Origin of the sequence: Mycoplasmopsis gallinacea, assembly GCF_900660495.1 — a bacterium.
Lineage (GTDB): Bacteria > Bacillota_I > Bacilli_A > Mycoplasmatales > Metamycoplasmataceae > Mycoplasmopsis > Mycoplasmopsis gallinacea.
On record NZ_LR214950.1, the window covers coordinates 861,080 to 883,175 of the forward strand.

14 protein-coding genes are annotated in these 22,096 nt (G+C 28.5%); 13 read left to right on the forward strand and 1 reads right to left on the reverse strand.

Annotated features, from left to right (window positions below):
- Positions 1 to 603 (reverse strand): FMN-dependent NADH-azoreductase, encoded by a 603-nt coding sequence (locus EXC51_RS03455; protein WP_129620525.1) that lies wholly within the window; start codon positions 601 to 603, stop codon positions 1 to 3.
- Positions 604 to 1,047: 444 nt separating this feature from the next.
- Here EXC51_RS03455 and EXC51_RS03460 point away from each other — a divergent pair, with 444 nt between their 5' ends.
- From EXC51_RS03460 to uvrC, 13 genes are all read left to right on the forward strand, one after another.
- Positions 1,048 to 4,161, forward strand: a complete 3,114-nt coding sequence (locus EXC51_RS03460) for a putative immunoglobulin-blocking virulence protein (RefSeq protein WP_129620526.1) — start codon at positions 1,048 to 1,050, stop codon at positions 4,159 to 4,161.
- Positions 4,154 to 5,635: an MSC_0624 family F1-like ATPase-associated membrane protein gene (locus tag EXC51_RS03465; RefSeq protein WP_129620527.1), complete on the forward strand. Its 1,482-nt coding sequence runs from the start codon at positions 4,154 to 4,156 to the stop codon at positions 5,633 to 5,635. The genes EXC51_RS03460 and EXC51_RS03465 overlap by 8 nt, the downstream gene beginning before the upstream one ends.
- A gap of 11 nt (positions 5,636 to 5,646) precedes the next feature.
- A complete protein-coding gene (locus EXC51_RS03470) occupies positions 5,647 to 6,168 on the forward strand; it encodes an MSC_0623 family F1-like ATPase-associated protein (protein WP_129620528.1) in 522 nt (173 codons plus the stop codon).
- A complete protein-coding gene (locus EXC51_RS03475; RefSeq protein WP_129620529.1) occupies positions 6,149 to 7,063 on the forward strand; it encodes an MSC_0622 family F1-like ATPase gamma subunit in 915 nt (304 codons plus the stop codon). Before EXC51_RS03470 ends, EXC51_RS03475 begins: the two co-directional genes overlap by 20 nt.
- Positions 7,056 to 7,529 (forward strand): MSC_0621 family F1-like ATPase epsilon subunit, encoded by a 474-nt coding sequence (locus tag EXC51_RS03480; RefSeq protein ID WP_129620530.1) that lies wholly within the window; start codon positions 7,056 to 7,058, stop codon positions 7,527 to 7,529. The genes EXC51_RS03475 and EXC51_RS03480 overlap by 8 nt, the downstream gene beginning before the upstream one ends.
- On the forward strand, positions 7,529 to 9,736 hold the full coding sequence (locus tag EXC51_RS03485) for an MSC_0620 family F1-like ATPase-associated subunit (RefSeq protein WP_129620531.1): 2,208 nt from the start codon (positions 7,529 to 7,531) through the stop codon (positions 9,734 to 9,736). Before EXC51_RS03480 ends, EXC51_RS03485 begins: the two co-directional genes overlap by 1 nt.
- Complete coding sequence (locus EXC51_RS03490) at positions 9,736 to 11,265, forward strand: MSC_0619 family F1-like ATPase alpha subunit (RefSeq protein ID WP_129620532.1); 1,530 nt, start codon at positions 9,736 to 9,738, stop codon at positions 11,263 to 11,265. Before EXC51_RS03485 ends, EXC51_RS03490 begins: the two co-directional genes overlap by 1 nt.
- A complete protein-coding gene (locus EXC51_RS03495; protein ID WP_129620533.1) occupies positions 11,265 to 12,632 on the forward strand; it encodes an MSC_0618 family F1-like ATPase beta subunit in 1,368 nt (455 codons plus the stop codon). Before EXC51_RS03490 ends, EXC51_RS03495 begins: the two co-directional genes overlap by 1 nt.
- 3 nt (positions 12,633 to 12,635) lie before the next feature.
- Positions 12,636 to 14,945, forward strand: a complete 2,310-nt coding sequence (mip, locus tag EXC51_RS03500) for an Ig-specific serine endopeptidase MIP (RefSeq protein WP_129620534.1) — start codon at positions 12,636 to 12,638, stop codon at positions 14,943 to 14,945.
- A 7-nt stretch (positions 14,946 to 14,952) separates the two neighbouring features.
- On the forward strand, positions 14,953 to 17,322 hold the full coding sequence (locus EXC51_RS03505) for an MIP family Ig-specific serine endopeptidase (protein ID WP_129620535.1): 2,370 nt from the start codon (positions 14,953 to 14,955) through the stop codon (positions 17,320 to 17,322).
- A gap of 258 nt (positions 17,323 to 17,580) precedes the next feature.
- Positions 17,581 to 18,825 (forward strand): ATP-binding protein, encoded by a 1,245-nt coding sequence (locus EXC51_RS03510; protein ID WP_129620536.1) that lies wholly within the window; start codon positions 17,581 to 17,583, stop codon positions 18,823 to 18,825.
- Between the two features lie 236 nt (positions 18,826 to 19,061).
- Entirely contained in the window at positions 19,062 to 20,129 is a 1,068-nt protein-coding gene (locus EXC51_RS03515; protein WP_129620537.1) for an NAD(P)-dependent alcohol dehydrogenase, read from the forward strand.
- A gap of 87 nt (positions 20,130 to 20,216) precedes the next feature.
- Entirely contained in the window at positions 20,217 to 21,956 is a 1,740-nt protein-coding gene (gene uvrC, locus EXC51_RS03520) for an excinuclease ABC subunit UvrC (RefSeq protein ID WP_129620538.1), read from the forward strand.
- Positions 21,957 to 22,096: the final 140 nt, after the last annotated feature.

Consider the following 22,096-nt stretch of genomic DNA (forward strand, 5'->3'; position numbering starts at 1 on the left):
CTACCTCTTAAATTTATTTATTATTTTGTCAATTTTCTTTTGATATTTATTAATAAGTTCCTTATCTGAAAGCTTCTTATTTTTCTCTAAATTTAACCCATTAATTTCTAGAGTTAAAACCTTTTTAACTCTTAAAAATTTTCATATTTGTTTAATTCAATTTCGTGCTGAAGATCATTTGTATCAAGCTTTTTTAGAACCTCTGGTAGTTATAATTAAAACATCTAAATGAGTTAAATTTCCCTTATTTTGTGAGTTAGGAAAATCACTATAATTAAATGTTTCTTTAGCAACTAAAATTGAATCTAGAAAGTTTTTTACCACTGGAGATGGACTAAAATTAATTTCTGGAGTAAAAATGATTAATTTATCAGTTTCTCTAAGAATGTTTATTCACTTTAATGAATCAACTAAATTGTAGTAATTGTGAGCGTTATTTGAGTTTAAAATTGTACCAACATGAGTGCCATTTAAATCAATTTCTGTAATTTGAGATTTTCCACTTTTTCTCAAATATTCTTTTTTAATGTAATTCATAAATTGATTTGAAATTGAAGTTTTATTTTTACTAATTAGCCCATTTAAAAATAGTATCTTTTGCACAAAAAACTCCTTTTTGTTATTTTTTTTGAATTAAAAACGCATTTTTTCATTTCTGCAAATAATTATAAGACTAAAAAAATAAAAGTCAAATATTTTTTAGCAATCAAAGTGTTTAACTGATAAAAATAACATTTGTGGAACAAATTTTTCCATACTTTTCCACAAAATGACAGAATTTTTTATTCTGGCGCACTATATTTGTAAATTTCTCTTTATTTCAGGTGTCATTTTGTGCAAAAAGAAGAAAAAAGGCCATTTTTTCAATCAAAAAATACATTTTCTTTTTAATGTGGATATTTTCCCCGCAAATATCCGTTCTAAAAAAAAAAAAAAAACTTAAAGTAATATAATTTAAACATAAATATATAAAAGTAAATTTTTCCCCTATAAAAATACAAAAAAACACATTTTTAAAAAATTTTATATATTTAAAAGAGGTACATAATGATTAGAGCAAAAAGAAACAAACTTTTAAAAGGTCTTTTGGTTTTTAGTGTTTCGCTTGTTACTGCTGCTATAACTACCTCGTCAATTTATTTAACGAGACAAAAAAGCGATGTAGATAAACAAAAAGGAATAGAAGATGAAATTGTAACACCTACACTAGTTGATGGTGTTTTAATTTTAATTAAACCTGAAAATAGATCACTTGGAGATCAAAACATTGAACAAATTCAAAAAACAACAATTAACTTAGTTACATTACTTCCTAATGAAGAAAAGAAAGTTCTTGTAAGTTTTGAAATTGAAACAACTAAAAATGAAGAAATAACAATGGATATTTCAGATAGAATTCCTGAAAATTATGAAATTGATCCTGAATTAAACAAAAATTTTGAAGGATCAAAAATTGTTGTTAAGATCGGTCAAGTAAATGAAATTTATCTTAAAGAAATTAAATCTATTCCTACAACTGTTTTTGAATTCTATAACGGAGAGAATAAAATTGGTTCTTCTGTTTCGTTTACAATTGGAGAGAAAGAAGAGTTAATTAGACAATATAAAACACAAATTCCTGAAGGGTATAAACTTCAAACTAATGCAGATGGTGAAACTGTAGAACCTGAAATTAATTTAGGAGAGCTTAATAAAATTCAAATTGAGCCAATTCATAAAGAATATAGAACTACAATCATCTATAAAGATAAACAAAATAATGTTATTCATACACAAAAAGATATTATTACTTTAGATGATGCTAAAGTTAACCCTAGAAATTATTTACCACAAGGTTATGAGTTTCTTGAAGATGCTCAGCAACAACAAAGTGTTGCTGAACTTCCTGCTGGTAAAACATATACTTTCTTGATTAAAAAGACTGTAAAAGTACACACTACAGTTGTAAGTTATCAACTTGATGGTGTTCAAAAAGCAACGCACACTTTCACAACTTATGGTGATAATAGTTCTATAACACTTGAACAACTTAAAAAATTCAAGCCAAATAATTTAGAAATTAAAAAAGATTATAGCACTTCTTCAATTGTTATTGGGAGTTCAAATAACATTGTTCCACTTGAAAAACCTAGATTAAAAAACACTACTAGATTAATTTTTAAAGAAAAAGAGCCATTGAAAGTTGTGCAAGATATAAGTATTACTGAATTTGAAGATGTACAAATTTCGCTTAGTTCATATATTCCAAGCGGTTATAAATTAGCAGATGGTGCTTCATCTGATATTCGAAGAGGACAAGACAATACCTATTTTGTAGAACTTATTGAAAAACCTAAACCTAAACCAGAACCAAAACCTGAGCCTACTCCGGTTGTTCCTAAAGAAGAAAAAACTCCAGAAATTACAGAGATTATTTCTGAAGGTGGGACACTTATTAATCCTGAAAATGAACGTTACGAAAAACCAACTACAATGCCTAACGTTGAAAGAGGTGCAATTTCAGGAGAGCTTCTAAAAAGCCAAAAAGCTAAAATACAAAGTATTAAAAATATTCTTTCTAAATTATCTTCTGATCCAAATTACAAATTTAACGCAGAGGATTTAAGACCTATTTACGATACTTCTCATCTTTCATCAGATGATGCTAATTTATTCTTTGAGAGATTATCTAAGCTTCTTAATGGTGCAACTTTAAAAGAATTAGGAACAGCTACCGCATTCCCATATCCAGATTTAACAGCTGAACAGCAAAAAATTAGTTTTCAAAATCAAATGAATGCATATTTAAAAAACGCTGATGAATACTTGGCTAAAGGACAAATTTTAGTGTTTGGAACAGATTTTACCAACCCATACCCAAGATGAGGTTTTGCTTCAGATGATGATAACCCAGCTTATGTAAGACAAAAAGAACTTGCTAAAAAACGTGGTTTTGCTCACAGTGGTACAAATGCAAAATATGGAAGAAATGGTGATCAACTTTCTAAAGGTGATTATCCAGGATGAAGTAAAAAACAATCAACTGATAGAAAATACTATTCAAATGGAAAACCACCTGCTTGAAAAACTGATTCAAGTGGAAGACAATGAATTGGTGATGGCGGAATTTCTGTTTGAGAATATACACCAAATGATGATAACTTCGAAGGACTTAAACAAGGTAAACAAAAAATGGCATTTATGGACGCTTCTAACCCTAATGCTGTTAGAGATATCATTTCCTTTTTAAAGAAAAACCCAGAAATCACTGGTTTATTTATCAAAAACATTGGTACAAAAAATCCAGATCAAGATATTACAGATATTTTAAGAAATATTCCAAGTCAAATCAAAAACTTATCATTAGGATTTGATACTCAAAAAATTCTAGGACTTGGAGAACTTAGAAACAAAACATTTACTCAAGTTGAACTTCTTACAAGCCTTAGAAATGCAGATGATAACATTGGTGATGCATCATTACCTAGATATAACTATGGATGAGGAATTGATCCAATTGCGTTCCAAAATGTTTCTTATGTAGCTCATGATTGAACAGCTACTAAAGGATGAGATAATCAAGGATCATCATCTGTTTATTATGGACCAATTCAATTTAATGTTATTCGTCCAGGTAAAGATACAAGCTGAGAGGATGTGAAAAAAGGATTTGACTTAGTGCTTGATACCAAAAAAGATTGAAGAGTATTTAATGGTCAATTTGGTGATCAAGGTTACCCAATTAAAATCGATCTTTCAGAAACCCAATTTACTTCACTTAAAGAAATTAATCTTAGAAAACACAAATTTAGAGTTATTAAATTGCCTTCAAGTGGTTCAAAATTCACTTTAAATATTGCAGATTTAGGTAAAGCTCAATACAGCACAATCTTAGCTGCTTGAGGACCAACAGAAAAACCTAAAATTCTTTTCGGAGATGAAAGAACAAATCAAGTTTATTTAAAAGGAACTCTTTCAGATCTTAGATCTGGAGGTAAATGAGTGCCTGAATTACAAGCTCTTTTAATTGGTATGAAAAACATTGGAACTGTCAAAACAATTATTGTAGATAGTCAAGATGTTCTAAATGTAATTAAAAACTCAGGAGCATGAGATTCTTCATTCACAATTAAATTAGCTTCAGAAAGCAATTCAAACCAAGGAGGTTTTGATTTTGACTAATACTAACACAATTCCCCAACGTAAGATTTTTAGTCAACAAATGGTTAAGAACATTTACAAAAACTTAATTTTATTAATTCTTTTTGTAGGTATTTTATTTACATTATTTACATTTTCGAACTATGTAGGTAATGACATTGTCAATGCAAAGTCAAACGATGTCTTTGTAGGCTATGAAAATCTTTTCAATTTATCAAACCCAGTTTTTAAAAGCAGAAACTTTGCAATTATTTTTAATTTCACCATATTAATAACTGCATTTATTTATGGTGTCTATAGTGGTTATCGAGTTTGAAGATACTCTTTAAAAAATACCTATAGTTATGCTTTTTCAGTAGTTTTTGTAATTGTTGCTATTGCTTCAATTATTCTCTTAGCTATTGATCCAATTAATTATGAAACTGATCCACAAAACTTAATTATCAAATCTGTACCAATTATTGTTTTACTACTTATTAGTTGTGTATTTGAGTTTCTGTTATTTAATAATAAAAGAAAAATCTCACCTTCAACAATGCTGCTTAATGTTTCATTTTTTGCATCAGCACTTTTAAAATTATTTTTAACTATTATCGGTTTTGTTCTTCTTTATTTATTTGTTTCTGATGTTAAAGTTAGTGCAAATGAAAAAGCAATTGATTATCTTTTCTTTTCAGGTAAAAATGAAATGTTTAAAAAGATCGATTATGCTTTAAATACTAATGCAGGTGGATTAAGTTTCTTATATCACTTTGTGCTAATTACCATTGCACTTGCAGCGATTTTCTTATCAATTTATCCATATTTCTTTGGTTCATATCTATTAAATAGAAGAAAAAATATTTATAAAGATTTAACTAAAATTGCTTTAGTTTCTTCATTTGCAGTTCTTATTTTCGCTTTAGCAAATGTAACTAAAAGTGTTGAGCAATCAAGTTTTGTTGTTAAAAATAGCATTTCTCACATTGGTTATTTATCATTTAGTGCAGTAGCTGTTATTATTATTGGAAGCTACATTGCAATTACAAAGTTTTTCAAAAATCAATTAAATCATTACAACATTGATAGTTTCTTACTTGCTTTAGCTTTACTGACCCCATTTAGCATTGCAATTATTTTAAGAACCATTAATTTTGACAAATTTAACAATTACATTATTTTAGTTTTACTTTCATTATTTGTTTTAGTTTTATTTGTGTACCAAAACTTTAACAAAACAACATTAAATAAAAATAATCACACTATTTTTGCAATATCTTTATTACTACTTAGTTTAGGAATATTCTTTGAAGTAGTAGATGCATTTATGATTGAAAAAGGAAATCACTTACTTTCATCAATTTTCATCTTAATTCATCTTTCAGATATTTTATTGATAACTAATTTAGTTTTCATTTTTGGACTTGTAATTACAAGACTTTATGGATTATTCAAACTATTTTATTTCATCAAAAAAGTAGCATCAAAAAAATTAAAATTAAAAAATGTTAACTAAGGAGGTTTTCAATGCCAATTTTCAAAAGAAAAACTAAAACACTTGCACCTGAAGTCCAAGCATATCATGACATGATATTCAAAAATTATCATAATGCTAAAGCTGATAAATTCATTTCCAATGAAGCTTTTATCAATCAAGTTCTTATTATTGCTAACTTGAATAAAAAAGATGAGCTTTGAAAAAAATACTACCACCAAGGATATGAGCAATTTATAAACAAAAACGAAATTCGCTTTAAAAATTTCGTTTTAACCTACGAAAGAGACTTGCGTTTTGATTTGAATAATTTAGTGCCAACTATTAAGAACGTAACAAATCCAAAGGTTATTACCTTTAACTTTGCAAATTCAGATCTTGAAGCTGAAGCTGCATTATTAGAATGCTTCAATAAAGTTCTTGTATCGTTTTTAGAACAAGGGTACAATGTTGAAATATTCCCTGATGTGATTTTAACTTTTGATAAAAATTTAGATAAACTTACTGTTTTATTTAGTGAGAATTTTGTAACAGATGCACATCAAGAAAATTAAATCGAAACTTGTTAGTTTATCCAAATTAATGAAAATCGTTGAATCAAAGAAAAACATTACTTTGATTGACATTTTAAAATTATCAAAAAGAATCAGTATTTATTATGAAAGAGCAATTCAATCAAAAGACATTGTGCAAACACTTTTAGAAGATCACAATGTTGATTCCCCACTTTTAGATTTTAGTGCCCTTGTGTCGAAAAAAAGCTTTTTTAACAAGTTTAAAAAAGTTGCAGCTAAAAAAACTATTTGAGTTTATATAACTGAAGAAGAAAAATATTCAACTAACTCATACTTTAAACACGAAAAATCACTTCAAGAATTTTTCAAAGAAGGTGATTTAATGATTGCTATTGGAGCTAGAGCAATTAATTTTGCTACCCAAAACGGTTATCCAATTCTTTTTAAATCAGACACTAATGATTTAGATCGCCTTGCTAACACTCTTCCAGCCTTAATTGAAAGTTACTATCAAAATTATGGATTCCATAACCTTAGATTTGTGCTTAACTCATCAAAAGTTAAAAATTCATATTTAGATGTGCTTCCAATGGAGTCGTTGAATTTTAACTTAAATGTTAAAAATCTTGATTTAGAAGCAACTATTGATATTAAGAAAATGAATATCTACCCAGATATTAAAGAATTTATTGAAACTGAAATGATTGCTTATCTTACTTACATTTTCTATACTTTGCTTAATGAATCAGCTTTAATTTACTTAAAATACAAACTTGTTGCTCAAAACCAAAAAATTAACGATCTTGAGAAAAGATTCAAACAAACTAAGCTTTATATGCTTAGAGGAAAACGTGAATTAGAAATTGAAGAACTTTCTCTTTTAAGTAAGAAAAAAGACTTGCTACATGAAAAAGGAGAAACAGTTAATGAATAAAATTACACTAAAATTTGTCTCTGAATCTTATGAAGTTTCAAAAATGCAAATTACCAAATTAGAAATTAACAACGATCTAAAAGATTACTGAGTTACATTTAAACCGAATTCAGTAGCAAGTTTAAGAAAAGGATTTTTAAAAATTACCTTTAAAGATGAATCTAATTCAAAAGAAAAAGTTCGCTATTTAATTTTAAATAATCCATTTTTGATTTATTTAGACAATCAAATCGAACTTAGATACAAAGGTAAATTACAATTTTACATCCACCAAAGTTTTGACAAAGCAAGCTTAAAAACAATGATTAAACAGCTCAAAGAGAAAAATAATCAACTTAATTTAATTAAGGCTTACCAAGAAAATAATATCCATTTTTATGACAGCTTTGAAGCTTCTAAATTAAATGATGAAATTTTCTATCAAAGCGCACTTCTTAACTTTGAACTTATCAAGGAGGAAAAATAATGAAGCACAAAAAAACTAAATTATTTTTAGGTTCATTAGCTCCAGTTGTTATTTTTCCTACTATTTTAAGTCTTTCAGCTACTGGAGAAGCTGCAGCTAATGGTAATAATCCTTCAGATCCAAATGCCCCAAGCAAACCAACTTTAGACCCAAAATTTGATACTTTCGGTGATGAAGTTAATAAAATTACTAAAAGCAAACTTTCAACATTAATTGATGATAAGATTTTAGAATTTAGAAGAAAAGCTCAAGATCTTGTTAAAACTTCAGCTGCTTCTTCAAATGATATTATCAAAGGAATTTACCTTCAAAAAGTTGCTGATTATTTAGAAAATAATCGTGACAAAATTTTAGAAAACCCAACAGAATATGGTTTAAATATTGTTTATCCAAAAATCATTTCATTAAATAAAGATCTTTACACAACTACTGTCATTTATGAGGGAAATGAATATACCAACATTAAATTTGGACTTACAGCTTCATATCCTTCAGATGAAATTATCCCAAGTGCAACTGAAGATAAAAGTCTTAATACAACAGATTTAAGCACTCTTAGAGAGAAAACTTATACCTATTATGATAATTTAACTTCAGAATTTGAAGATGTTTTTGCTAATGCTAAAGACATTCCGACACTTGCATCTAAAGAAAGTGGAAACGATAATAACAGAGATATTACAAAAATTTGTTATGATTCTGATCATAATGGAATTAACATTTCACTTCCAGAAGGATACAAATCGTGAGATGAATATATCCGTTCAAAAGTTGTTAAACGTTTTACAGCTTTTGACTTACTTCAAAACTCTAGTGACGAAGAAGAAGAGCAAGATGACCCATACCCACCTATTACTGATGAAGAAAAGCCAAATGATCCGCTTGAAGAATCAGAGCTTAGATTCGTGCCTCAACTTTCCCCAATTCTTAAATATGAATTTTTTGATTTATATAAAGACAAAATTCAAAACGAATCTAAATATCAAGAACTAGTATCTGAAAGTTCAAAAGATATCAATCGTTTTAATAACAGTTTTTACTTTGATAATCCAATTTTCACAAGATATGAATACAAAATCGAATCATTAGCAATTGAAAATATTACAGAAAATTCTGTTTCTAAATCTGTTTTAGTAGCTAATGTAAAAATTATTGATTCATTAAATGTTGGTAATACACGTATATATAAAACTAATTTTGAAATATCAGCAGATAAAGAAACATCTTTAAGTAGAGAAGCTGCAAGAAACTTAATTACTGCCACATACAAAAGATTTTATGATGCCCTTGGAATTGGTGAAAGAATTCAAATTAAAAGACTTGGAAACAAAAGTTTAGTTACAACCGTTTACAATATGATTGTTGCTTCAAATAATTTAATTAAACCATCAGAAGCAAATGATAAATTTGAAACTAAATATTTTGACTTAATTAAAAAGTACAAGTATCTTCAATACAATCTTGTAGGAGAAAATCGCAAGAATATTCTTCCTGAAGGAGAATATCGGACAGAACTTCTTAACCTATTTTTAGGTTCTCTAGATCGTTTAACATTTAGTGTTAATAAATCAGAATTAAACAATAACCAAAGTGCAACCGGATATGGATACTTTGAATATTTAGTAGTAACATACAAAAAACTTGCTTTAAAACTTAAAGAAATTATGGACGAAACAAGAATGAGCATTGTTAAGTCAAACTTTAAAGCATTTAATTTAGATTTAAATGTTTTAGAACAAGGGTTTAAAACACTTAATGATGATTTAGATCTTATCAGTGGAGTTGTAAATTCAAGCAGCTTTAGCATTGAGAAAAAATTTGATCATTACGTAAATATTTTGGATCAGCTCCAAAAAACACTTGTAAATCTTAGTATTTTAACCACTAAAGAATCACTTGATCCAGAACAAACGAAAAGTGATGGAGATAACCCAAGCAAAAAATTTGTGAAAGCTTACAATGAGTTAAATGAGACTAAAGCAATTGCTAAAGAAACTAAAAAAACAGTTACATCTCAAGTTATTGGTGGTATTTTCAGTTTCATTGGTCTTATCTCTTTAATTAGCTGAGCTATCTTAAAATTATCAAAAAACAAAAAAATCAAATTAAGTAGAAAAAACAGCATTATCTTATTTAGTGTATCTACTTTAACTTTCATATTAGGAATTACTTTAATTATCCTAAGTTTAATCGGAGGAATTTTATAATGAAAAAACCAATTATTACAGCGATATTTGATTATGTCGTAGAGTTAAGTGGAAAATTTAATTATGCACAAAATCAAATTTTCCAGCTTAAAAATGAAAAGCAAAATACACAAATGATGCTTATTTCTGCTACTGAAAATCGTGCTTTTTGTCTTGCTAACCAAGGTCTTAGTGAAGTTGTTATTGGATCTGAAGTTGAACCAATTCCTTTTAGTGATGTAGTTAAGACTCCAAGCGATATTTATGGAAAAATCATCAACATCAACGGTGATATTCTTTATCCTGCATCAGCAAAATACTCAGGAACATATTTAGAAGCAAGCCACAACATTTTTAATAGCAATAACACCCTTTTAGATTATGAGCCACTTAAAGAGCAACTTTACACAGGATACATTAACATCGATTTACTTATTCCAATTGGTAAAGGTCAAAGAGAACTTATCATCGGAGATCGTAAAACTGGAAAAACCCAAATTGCTTTAAATACTATTATTAACCAAAAAGACCGTAATATCAAGTGTGTTTATGTCGCAATTGGTCAACAACAATCACAAATTTCTGCTGTGTATAAAATCTTAAAAGAACATGGAGCAATGGATTATACCGTTATCATTGATGCTTCTTCATCAAATCCGTATGAACAATTTTTAGCTCCATATGTTGGAATGGCACACGCTGAAAATATTTCAATGAATGATGATGTGTTAATTATTTTTGATAATTTAACTAACCACGCTAATGTTGTGCGTGAAGTTGCTTTATTAATTAACAAACCAGTTGGGAAAGAAGCTTTCCCTGGTGATATGTTTTACAACCACTCAAAATTACTTGAAAGAAGTGGGAAATTTAGAAACAGAAAATCAATTACAGCACTTCCAATTATTCAAACAGTTGAAAATGACATTACTTCATTAATTGCTTCAAACGTTATTTCAATTACTGACGGTCAAATCGTTACAAATAGTGAACTTTTTGCTCTTGGTAAAATCCCTGCTGTTGATATTGATTTATCAGTTAGCCGGATTGGTGGAAATGTCCAAAAATCATACATTGCTCGTGTAGCTTCTGAAATTGGAAAATTATACAAATCATACAAAAGACAAATTAAACTCGCATCATTAAAATACGATTTAAATGATGATATTAGCCAACTTATTTCAAATGGTACTTTAGCTGAAACAATGTTTATCCAAAAAGGAATTTCAAGCTATTCTGAAAAAACAATGTTTTTAACTTCTAAATTAATTACTTGAGGAACTTTAATTGGAGTTAAAGACATTCAACTTGCTTTAAAATTTGTTAACTTATTCATTGAAAAAGATAGCCTTGCTAAAGAAATTTTTAACAACCTTATTAACAATAAACAAAGAAGTGATTCACTTGCTAAAAACTTCTTTAAATTTGCTTTAAATGAATTTTCAAAATTTAACAATTTAAATTGAAACATTCAAGTTAGTGAAAGTTTTGCACCACTTGATAAACAAATTCTTGTTTCAATTTCAAATGAAATTAAGGAGAGTAAATAATGAGTGCAAAAATTACTAAAATCTGATCTGATGTTGTTGAAGTAACTTTTAAAGATGAAGTGCTTCCAAAAATTAATCATGTTTTAACTACAGCTGATAATTCATCATCGCTTCTTGTTAAAAAGATTATTAACGATTCACAACTTTTAGCTATTATTGTTGAAAGTAATGAAAATTTAGTTATTAACCAAGAAATTATTTCAACTGGAAAATCATTTATGGTACCAGTTGGTGCAAAATCAAAAGGGCAAATTTTCAATATTTTAGGAAAGTCGCTAACAAGTGATAAGAAAGATTTCACTTTTGTTGAAATGGATTCTACTATTGTTACTAATTCAGATTATTCATTTGAACCGGTTATTTTAGAAACTGGAATTAAAGCTATTGACTTTTTCATTCCGATTTTAAAAGGAGCTAAAGTTGGTATTTTTGGTGGAGCTGGAGTTGGTAAAACAGTTTTAATGAAAGAGATGATTTTTAACCTTTCAAAAAACCAAGAACGAACTTCATCAATTTTTATTGGTGCTGGTGAGCGTTCAAGAGAAGGGGTTGAACTTTACAATGATCTTAAAGAATCTAACTTAATGAATAGCTCAAGTATGTATATTGCTCAAATGAATGAACGTGCTGGAACAAGAATGACAATTGTACCAATTGGAATTACAGCTGCTGAATACTTAAGAGATAAAAATAAAGAAAATGTTCTTTTATTTATCGACAACATTTTCCGTTTCTTACAAGCTGGAAGTGAAACCTCAGTTTCTCTTGATAAAAAAACCTCAATTGGTGGATATCAAGCGACTTTAAATACTGATATTTCACAAGTTGAAAATAGACTTTTCAGCAATGAAAATGGAGCTATTACTAGCTTCCAAACTGTCTTTTTACCAATGGATGACCTTTCAGATCCTTCTGCTGTTGCTGTTTTTAGCCACCTTAATGGTTCACTTGTGCTTTCTCGTGATGTAGCTTCTAAAAACATTTATCCGGCTTTTGATCCACTTGAATCAACTTCAAGTAGCGTAGATCCAACCATTATAGGCCAAAGACATTATGATGCTATTATGGCAACTAAAAAAATCTTACAAAGATATAAAGAGCTTGAAGATGTTATCTTAATTTTAGGGATTGACGAGCTTGATGATGAATCAAAAATCATTGTTAAGAAAACCTTACAACTTCAAAATTTCTTCTCGCAATACTTCTTCATGACTGAGCATTTCACTCATGAAAGTGGTGTTTATGTGCCACTTGAAGAAACTATTTCTTCAGTTGAAAGAATTTTAAGTGGTGAATTTTTAGATGTACCAGCTGAAAAATTCTTATACATTAAATCTGTAGATGACATTTCAAATATTAAGGAGTAATTTATGAAAAAACCAATTTCATCAAAACTTCTTTTATCGCTTTCAGGGATGTCTTTAGTAGCTTTATCAGGCGCTTGTTGTGGTAGCTGTACTGAGCAACAAAGCGCAAAACCCAAACCTAAACCGCAAAATCCAGGTGGAGAATTTGTTGATCCTTCAAATGGCGGAAATTCTGAATCAGATGGAAAAGCTATTGTATATGAAGATCATGGCAACATGGCTGGACCTGGTCTTTCAAATCAAACTAATCCACAAACTGGTAAATTAGAAATTCCAAATCCTACTATTTTACCTAAATATGAAAATGCTTTTGGTTTTAATGATGATACGCTTGAGTATCCAAACCCTGATCAAATTGGTCTTACTAATTACAATAAATATGAAAATATTTATTTAAAAGAGCTTATAAATCACTTAAATATCGATAGCTATATGCCTGAATATGAAAAGTATGATTCAACCTTTATTTCTAATTTTAATAGCAAATCTAAAGAAACTTATCAACCATTTTTTAGAGACGCTTTCTTGAAAAACTTTTCAGTTCCAGATCCAACTAATTCATTCTTGATTTTAAACCCATTACGTCACGATCTTAAACGTGCATATTATGATTCATATGCTAATGACCGTGGAAAACCAAGGTATTTAGCTAATGAGCATTATAAAAATGCTGCTTTAGAAACTTTTGAGATTAAGTTTAATAACGTCAACACAGTAATTGAAAATGGTAGAAACGGAGACTTTAGAGGTCAATCAGCAGGTAGATTATTTAACGGAACTGGTTGAATTTTAGATTATGTACCAACTGAAGACGGTACATATCCAACAAAATGATACATCGCAACAAACTTGCACGTTGTTATGCCTTTTAGAAAAGCAAACGAAAGTGGTGAGCCATATAGCAACCCTGCAAAAAACGCAGAGGAAGCTGAAAATTTAAGAAGATGAAATGTTCGTTATAATCAGATGCAAGAAGAATATGAAGCAGCTGAATTAAAAATGAAAGAAATTAAGCTTAAAATAGGTGAAAGTAGTAAAGAATACCAAGCTTTACTCAATAAATATACCATTCCTGAAAATGCAACTCCTTCAGAATGAATTATTGAATATAACGAAGTTATTAAAGCTAAAAAAGCTGCTGAAGCCGAAGTGTATGGAGAAACAATTTCAATTACTTTAAACAAATTTAGAACCGATGTTCCTTTAAGAAAAGAACTTTCTCCTAATGATTGAGATCCTAGAATTGATTCACTCACCATTTTCCCAAATCAAGTAAAAATTGTTTATGCAGCAACTGACTTTTTAAATCAAAGTCCAAAAGATTATTTATCTTCAAATGATCCAAATTATAATTATGAAGAAATGGTTGATTTTGCTATTTTAGAAATTGATTTTGCAAAACAACCAATTGATGAATGAGAAAAAGCGCTTGGATATAATCAAGTTGTAGCTGATGGAACAAAAACTTTCTTTAAAGTAGAAAGTGTCCAAAAATTAGCTGAAGATATGACTAATGATTATGCTGGTTCAAGAAGTACGCTTAATTCAAAAATGGCTAACTACGATGTTTTAACTGATTATGACAGACTTGCTAGCGAAAAAGTTATGGTTCGTGATGGTGATGAAGAAAAAGAGGTAAGTAAAATCAACGTTAACTTTGTTGCTGTTGGATTCCCAAGAAGTGATACCGATTATGATTTAAATACTTCTTCTCTTGAACCAGATCAAAACCCACTTTACACAGCAAGTTTATGAACAAATAAACCTAGATCAAATGATAAGGGTGTAGTGGAGTATGGACATTCACTTTCTAAAAACTTTGCTTTTAGAAACTTTGTTAATAAACCAGGGGTTACTGATTTAACTATTACTTTACCTATTTTTAACCGTCAAAAAAATGAACCATTTAGCGTTGAAGTTTTCAGAGATCCAAAATCAAGCTACCAAAAAGATAAATATATTACTTATGGACTTGGTTATATCCTTACCAATTGACAACCTATGGGTGGATCAAGTGGTAGCGCAATCAGAGATATTGATGGTAATATTTTAGCTGTTAACTTTGCTAGTGGTGATTCATTTGGTAATACCTTAATTAATCTTTCGCAAGCACTTAGAAGCAATGGTTATGATTATCAAGGTCAATATGGAAGATATAACCTTGAACAATATGACCTTATTTATGGTGGTGGTAAAAACCAAAAAACTTCATACCGTCAAGCTCTTGAAAAACTTTACGGTTCTAACTTTAAAACCAACTTATTCCCGCAAGGAACAAGTGTAATTCCAGATAAATACAAATTCATAAAATAGGAGGGATATGAAATTTTTAAAACTGTCAAAAAAAATTGCATCATCAATTTTAGTTGTCGCTCCTATGCCACTTATTTTAACTTCTTGTTATTCAACTGTTAATGAAGATAATTTAGATCATTCTGAAGATGCTTCAGTTTCATCAGCAATTGAAGTGCAAGTCAATAAGTTAAAAGAGCAAATTGTAGAAATTAGAACTCAAATTAACGAAGAAATTCAAAACTATAAATCTATCAATGATTCGTGAGATTCAAAAGAAAAAGAACGTCAAAATATCTTAAGTCAAATTAGCGATGTTGAATCTCAATTAAGGCTTTCAAAAAGTAAATATGAAACACTTCAAAGTCATCTTAAAAGAGAAATAGATAAGTTAGAAAAAGATAGCTCATTTAAAGCAAATTCTGCAGCAAAAGAACTGTTAAAAATAATTAAAGCAAATGTTGATTTAACTGAAGAGGATTATGCAACAATTAATAATGCTAGCTTAGTTGAGAAAGTAAAAAGTGTTTATGAACTTAGTGCTCAGGTAAGAGATTCTCGTAGAAATATTGCACTCAAAGAAGGTGAACTTCAAACACTAAAAGAAGGATATAACAAAACAGAAGATTCAATTGTTTTAGATTATTACAACCTTAGCAATATTTGGATTAACACAGTTAAAAATATTAATGAAATTCGAAGAAAAGAGCTAACCTTAAAAACTTTAAATAACCAAAGTGTTCTTAGTGAAAAAGACTCAAATGCTTTTGTTTTACAATTAAGAAATCTTGATCCTTTACCTACATTGCCAGGGGATATTTCGCCAAACCAGCCAATTGAAGTTCCTGAAATTCCTCCAATTGTTAATGCAATTGACCCGGGCAGTGAGCCTGAAGATGGAAGACCAATTGAAGTTCCTGAAGTACCTGAAATTCCAATTAATTTCCCTTGATTACAGGATTGATCAAAATTTAACAAGTATCCTTCTGAAGAGTTTATGGCTAAATTTGAGCCTTTAAAATCTCAATCAAGAAAAGAATGAATGTATGAAGAAATTTGAAAAAGAACTTTTTCATTTAAATATAAATTTCAAGAAAAAGAAGGTTCAATGCCACTTGAACCCGTAACAGGGACATCTTGAATTATCGATTACCACAAATATACAAATGCTCCAAATAAATATAAAATATTTATGGCAACAAACTTACACGTTTTAGAATTTTTTGGAAATGCTGGTGAAAGAGCCGCTGATTTAAATTATCAAGATCCTGCTGGTTTTAAAGTGGTAGATTTTGCTCTTGGAAGAACTGAGAGACAACCTGAATGGAATGATATTCCAAATAATTCATGAAGAGATAATTTATCTAAAAAAGGTTCAAACGTTATTTTTAGATATGGAAGTTCTAGTGGAATTTCAGCTCCTAAATTAGTTTATGCAGCTATTGACTTTATTAATGATCCACAAGCTTATAACGGTTTAAATCTAGCAGAACAAAAAAATCAGTTCTATGCACAAATCGAAGGATTAAAAACCGAAGTTGGAATAGATGCTTATAACAATGCTCGTTCATATGCTCAAAAATTAACAAAAATTCCTTACTATTCAGATTTTGGTATTTTTGAATTTGATGTAGATTTAAATGCTTCAAATATGGATCAAACACTAAAAAGTTGACTTACTGATGCTATTTTTGCATTAGAAGAATATGACGGAAGAAAAACATTGACATCTCCAAATAGAAAATATAATGACATTCCTTTTTTAGTTGTTGATTATATGAGTACATGAAAGAATCAATTATCTCAAGGGTATAGTAAATATACAGATGTTGCACTTTCAAATGCTAAAGATGTTTATATTGCCGGGTACCCAGTTAACAGAGTTCCTTACTGAATGCAAAATAATCCTACCGAAAGAAATAATGAAAATATAGATTACTTTAAATCACCAAAAAACAAGGATGCATTTGCTTTTTCAAGCAATGATTATAGTTCAAAAATGGAAAGTGGCAATCCATCAGTAAAACGTTTCTGAAACCGTCCTTTCTTAGATTTTTATGGACTTATTTACAACATCAAATTCTCATCACTTTACTATGGTTCTTCAGGTTCTGTAGTATACAATGAATTTGGTGAAGTAGTTGGTATTTATAGTGGTGTAAGTCAAAATACTAGTTTTGGTGATTTAATGAAACCAAGTAGTTTTACTCCATTAATTCAAGCTACAAATATTGAATTATCAAATGGAAAAATTTCTTATGCATATAATTTAATTGATGGAAGTGATAAAACTAAATATCCTAAACAAACAAATTCTTATCGAGAAAACCTAAGAAAACTTTATCCAAATGGATTTAGTGATGGTTCTAAAAGAACTAAAATTTTCGATGAATTTTAATAATTTAAACACCTTATTTAATAGGGTGTTTTTATATATCTTTGTTATATAGATGCATCTAGATAGTTACGATGAGGCAAACTCGCTATGTAGTTAATTTTCAAAAAAGGGCAATATTTTAAAAAACTACTACATAAATGTAATAAAATTTAAATATAAGTAGATTTTTTTAAAAACTACTACATAAATGTAGTAAAAATCAAAAAAACACGATTTTTTTAAAATTGACTACACGAAAAACAAGAGTAAGGAGAATAAATGAAAGAACATATTTTTAAAAGAGAAAAATATTTAAATAAATTAGTGTCAAAAATAGACAATCGTTTAATAAAGATAATAACCGGTATTAGAAGATGTGGAAAATCATATCTTGTTTTTAAATTGTTCAAAAACTATTTATTGTCACATAATTGAAACGAAGAACAAATAATTGAAATTAAATTAGATTTTTTTAGTAATATTAAATACCAAGATCCTAATGAATTTTTAAATTATGTATACTCAAATACTAAAAAAGATTCAAAATATATTCTCCTTGTTGATGAAATTCAATTATTAGGTAATTTTGTTGCTGTTTTAAATGAATTATCTGATAATGAAAAATATGATATTTACATAACTGGTAGTAATTCAAGATTTTTATCCAAAGATATAGAAACCGAATTTAGAGGAAGAGGGGATGTTATTAATTTATTTCCGCTTTCATTTAAAGAAGTTTGAGAAGTTCAAAAAGATAACAAAAGCATTGAAAAAATATGAGAAGAATATTTTTTATTTGGCGGAATACCCCTTGTCAATAAAATGGAAGATGATTATGATAAAGCTGAATATTTAAGAAGATTGTTTAATGAAACTTATATTAAAGATATTATTGAAAGAAATAACTTAACTAAGGCTTTAGTGATTAATCAACTTACTGATGTTATTGCTTCAAATATTGGTTCTCTCACTAATTTAAGTAAAATATGCAATACTTTTAATAGTGTCAATAAAACAAATGTAACTGCTCATACTTTAAGTAAGTATATTGAATATTTAAAGGACTCTTTTTTAATTGAAGAAGTAAATAGGTTTGATATAAAAGGTAGAAAGTATATTAAAAATATTTTTAAATTTTATTTTGTAGATCCAGGTCTAAGAAACACAAGATTGAATTTTAGACAAAATGAAGAAAATCATATTATGGAAAACATTATTTTTAACGAACTTAAAAATAGAGGGTACAATGTAGATGTTGGTCTTGTGATAAGTAGAAATGCTCAAGAATATAAACAATATGAAGTTGATTTTGTTGCTCAAAAACATAATCAAAAAATTTATGTTCAATCTGCGTTGAATTTAGATGATCCTTCAAAGTTGGCACAAGAAACCAATTCTCTTTTAAGTTTAAATGATTTTTTCAAAAAAATAGTCGTGGTAAAAAATTATTCAAAGACCAGAATTGACCAAAATGGAATTATATATATGGGGTTATTTGATTTTTTATTAAGTGAAGAATTGTAGGATAATGACTCAAAATGTGATTAACATTTTGAGTTTTATTGTAAGGAAGTTTGATTTTTTTGGTTCAACAAAACCATATTTTTATAAAAATTGTATATTTTAGAGTGCTTTTTTGTCAAATTTATTACAAATAGCACTCTAAACTAGACCTAATGATACGAAAGAGTATAATAAAAGTAAGGACATAAAGTTTTTTATGGCTATATTTCCTATATTTTTAAAACTTTGGAGGTCTTATGAAAGGTTTTGCAATGAAAAAAATTGGACAAGTAGGTTGAATTGAAAAAGATAAACCTAAATGTGGTCCAAATGATGCATTAATTAAACCGTTAGCTGTTGCTCCTTGTACTTCAGATATTCACACTGTTTATGAAGGCGGAATTGGAGAAAGAACCGATATGATTTTAGGTCATGAATTTTGTGGTGAAGTAGCTGAAGTTGGTAGCGAAGTTAAAGATTTTAAAGTAGGAGATAAAGTTCTTATAGCTGCTATTACACCTAATTGAAATAGCAAAGAAGCTCAATCAGGTTATCCTATGCATTCAGGTGGAATGCTTGCTGGATGAAAATTCTCTAATGTTAAAGACGGAGTTTTTGCTGAATATGTGCATGTTAATGATGCAGATGCAAATTTAGCACATATGCCCGAGGGTATGGATTATGGTGTAGCTTGCATGCTAAGTGATATGCTGCCAACTGGCTTTCACGCCGCTGAACTTGCAGATATTCAATTTGGTGATGTAGTTGCTGTATTTGGACTTGGTCCTGTTGGACTTATGGCAACGGCAGCTGTAAATTTAAAAGGTGCTGGAAGAATTGTTGTAGTAGATACAAAAGAATTAGCTTTTAAAGTGGCTAAAGAATATGGAGCTACTGATTTTGTAGATTTTAAAAAAGAAGATGTTGTGGCAAAAATTATGGAGCTTACAAATGGTGAAGGGGTTGATAAAGTAGTTATTGCTGGCGGAAATCAAAGTGTGCTTAAAACAGCTATTACTATCTTAAAACCTGGTGGTAAAATTGGTAATGTAAATTACTTTGGTGAAGGTGAATATCTTGAAATCCCTAGAGCAGAATGAGGTGTAGGAATGAGTCATAAACAAATTTTAGGTGGACTTATGCCTGGTGGTCGTTTAAGATTAGAAAAACTAGCTAGATTAATTACTTATGGCAAAATTGATCCATCAAAAATGATTACTCACCGCCTTGAAGGTTTTGAAGCAATTGAAACTGCTTTAGAGCTTATGAAAAATAAACCTGAAGGTTTAATTAAGCCAGTTGTAATTATTGGTAAAGATAAATAAGAACTAGCTAAAAACATAGGCAATTTGCTTATGTTTTTTCAATTCCATTCAAGCTGTTAATTTGCCATATTTGATAAAATAAGAACTATGAATTCAAATGAACAAATTCTTAATCTCCTTGCTAAAGTTCCTAAAAAACCAGGAGTTTATCTTTGAAAAAATGCCCAAGGAGAAGTAATTTACATTGGTAAAGCAGTTAATTTATATAATCGTATGCATCAGTATTTTAAAGAAGCAATTAACTCTTATAAAACTCATGCAATGGTAAGTAATATTGCAAGTTTCGATTTTATTGTTACCGAAAATAATAAATCAGCTTTTGTACTTGAAAAAAACTACATTGAGCAGTATAAACCTAAATATAATGTCCAACTTCTTGATGACAAAAGATATCCATATCTTAAAATCAAGCTCACAGATAAATTAGAAATTTCATCAACTTTTAGGATTGGAAAAGCTGATAAAAACAATTATTACTATGGCCCATTTCCACCTGGTGAAAATCTTCGCGGCTTAATTAAAGTGCTTCAAAGAATTTTTTTATATGAAAATGGACTTCCTATTATTAATAAAAGTAGATCGTACTGAGAAGAAAAATTTCATGAGCTAATTTTACTTTTAAAACTCAAGGATAATTCATTTTTAGATTCGCTTTATTCAAAAATGCAAAAAGTTTCTGATAGTATGAATTTTGAATTAGCCCTTGAATATAAAAAAGCTTATTTAGTGCTTAAAAATATGAAAGATATTCAAATTTCAGAAATTTCTGTGTTTAAAAATATTGATGTTATTTCAATTATAGAACAAGATGATTATTTGCTTTTTTATGTAATTATGTACCGTTATGGAGTTCAAATAAATCACTTTTTCCATGTATCAGAAGCAATTGGAGTTAAAGAACAAATTATTGAAAATTTTATTTTTTCACTATACCATTCTAAAAACGAAATTCCTGATAAATTGGTGCTAGATGAAAAATATAATGACATTTTCCTTGATGAAAATCTCGCTTCTAAAGTAGTTTTCCCTAAAATTGGAATCTTGCATAAACTACTTGAACGAGCCTTAATTAACAATAAAGAAATGGCTAATGTTCATTTAGAAAATCTTAAGAGTAAAAAAGAGCAAAAAGATTTATTATGAAGCGAAGTTATTGAATTTTTAGGCTCAAAAGTTGAAAGCAACCCTACTATTTATCTTTTTGATAACTCCAATTTAAATAATAATTTTCCAGTCGGAGTAACTGTTGCTTTCCAAAATGGAGAGCCAAATAAAATGCTTTATCGTAAATTTAACCATGAAAAAACAGTTACTAAAGATTCAAGAAAAAGTGATGTAGAGTATATGTATCAAACAATTTATAAATACTTTGAATCAAATTGAAAATTCCTTAAAGATGATGATATTTTTATTGTTGATGGTGCAATTATGCAAATTAACGAAGCTTTAAGAGCTATCAAAAATTTAGGGATTAATCGAAAAATTAAACTTTATTCACTTGTGAAAAATGATTATCATAAAACAAGCAAATTGCTTGATTCAAGTGGTGATGAAATTGCAATCAAAAATAGGAACATTTTTAACTTTTTAGCAAGAATGCAAGTTGAAGTTGACCGCTTCGCAAAAACATACCTTAGAAAAAAACATATCAACAGCACCTTCGAATCTAAGCTAACTCAAATTAAAGGAATTGGCAAAAAAACTGAGCAAATTCTTTTAAAAACCTTTCAAAATTATTCTAATATTGCTAACGCAAGTTTTGAAGAAATTGAAAAGGTGACAAATAAAAAAATTGCTAAAATAATTAAAGAAAATTACAAGTTGTAAAAAATTTTACAATATATAAATAACTTTAAAAATATGAAAAAAGTATTAAAAAACTAAAAAATATAACACTTTAAACACTAAAAAGAGTAAAATTATGAATATAAATTTATATGTATTTTGAAGAAATCATATTTCTTATA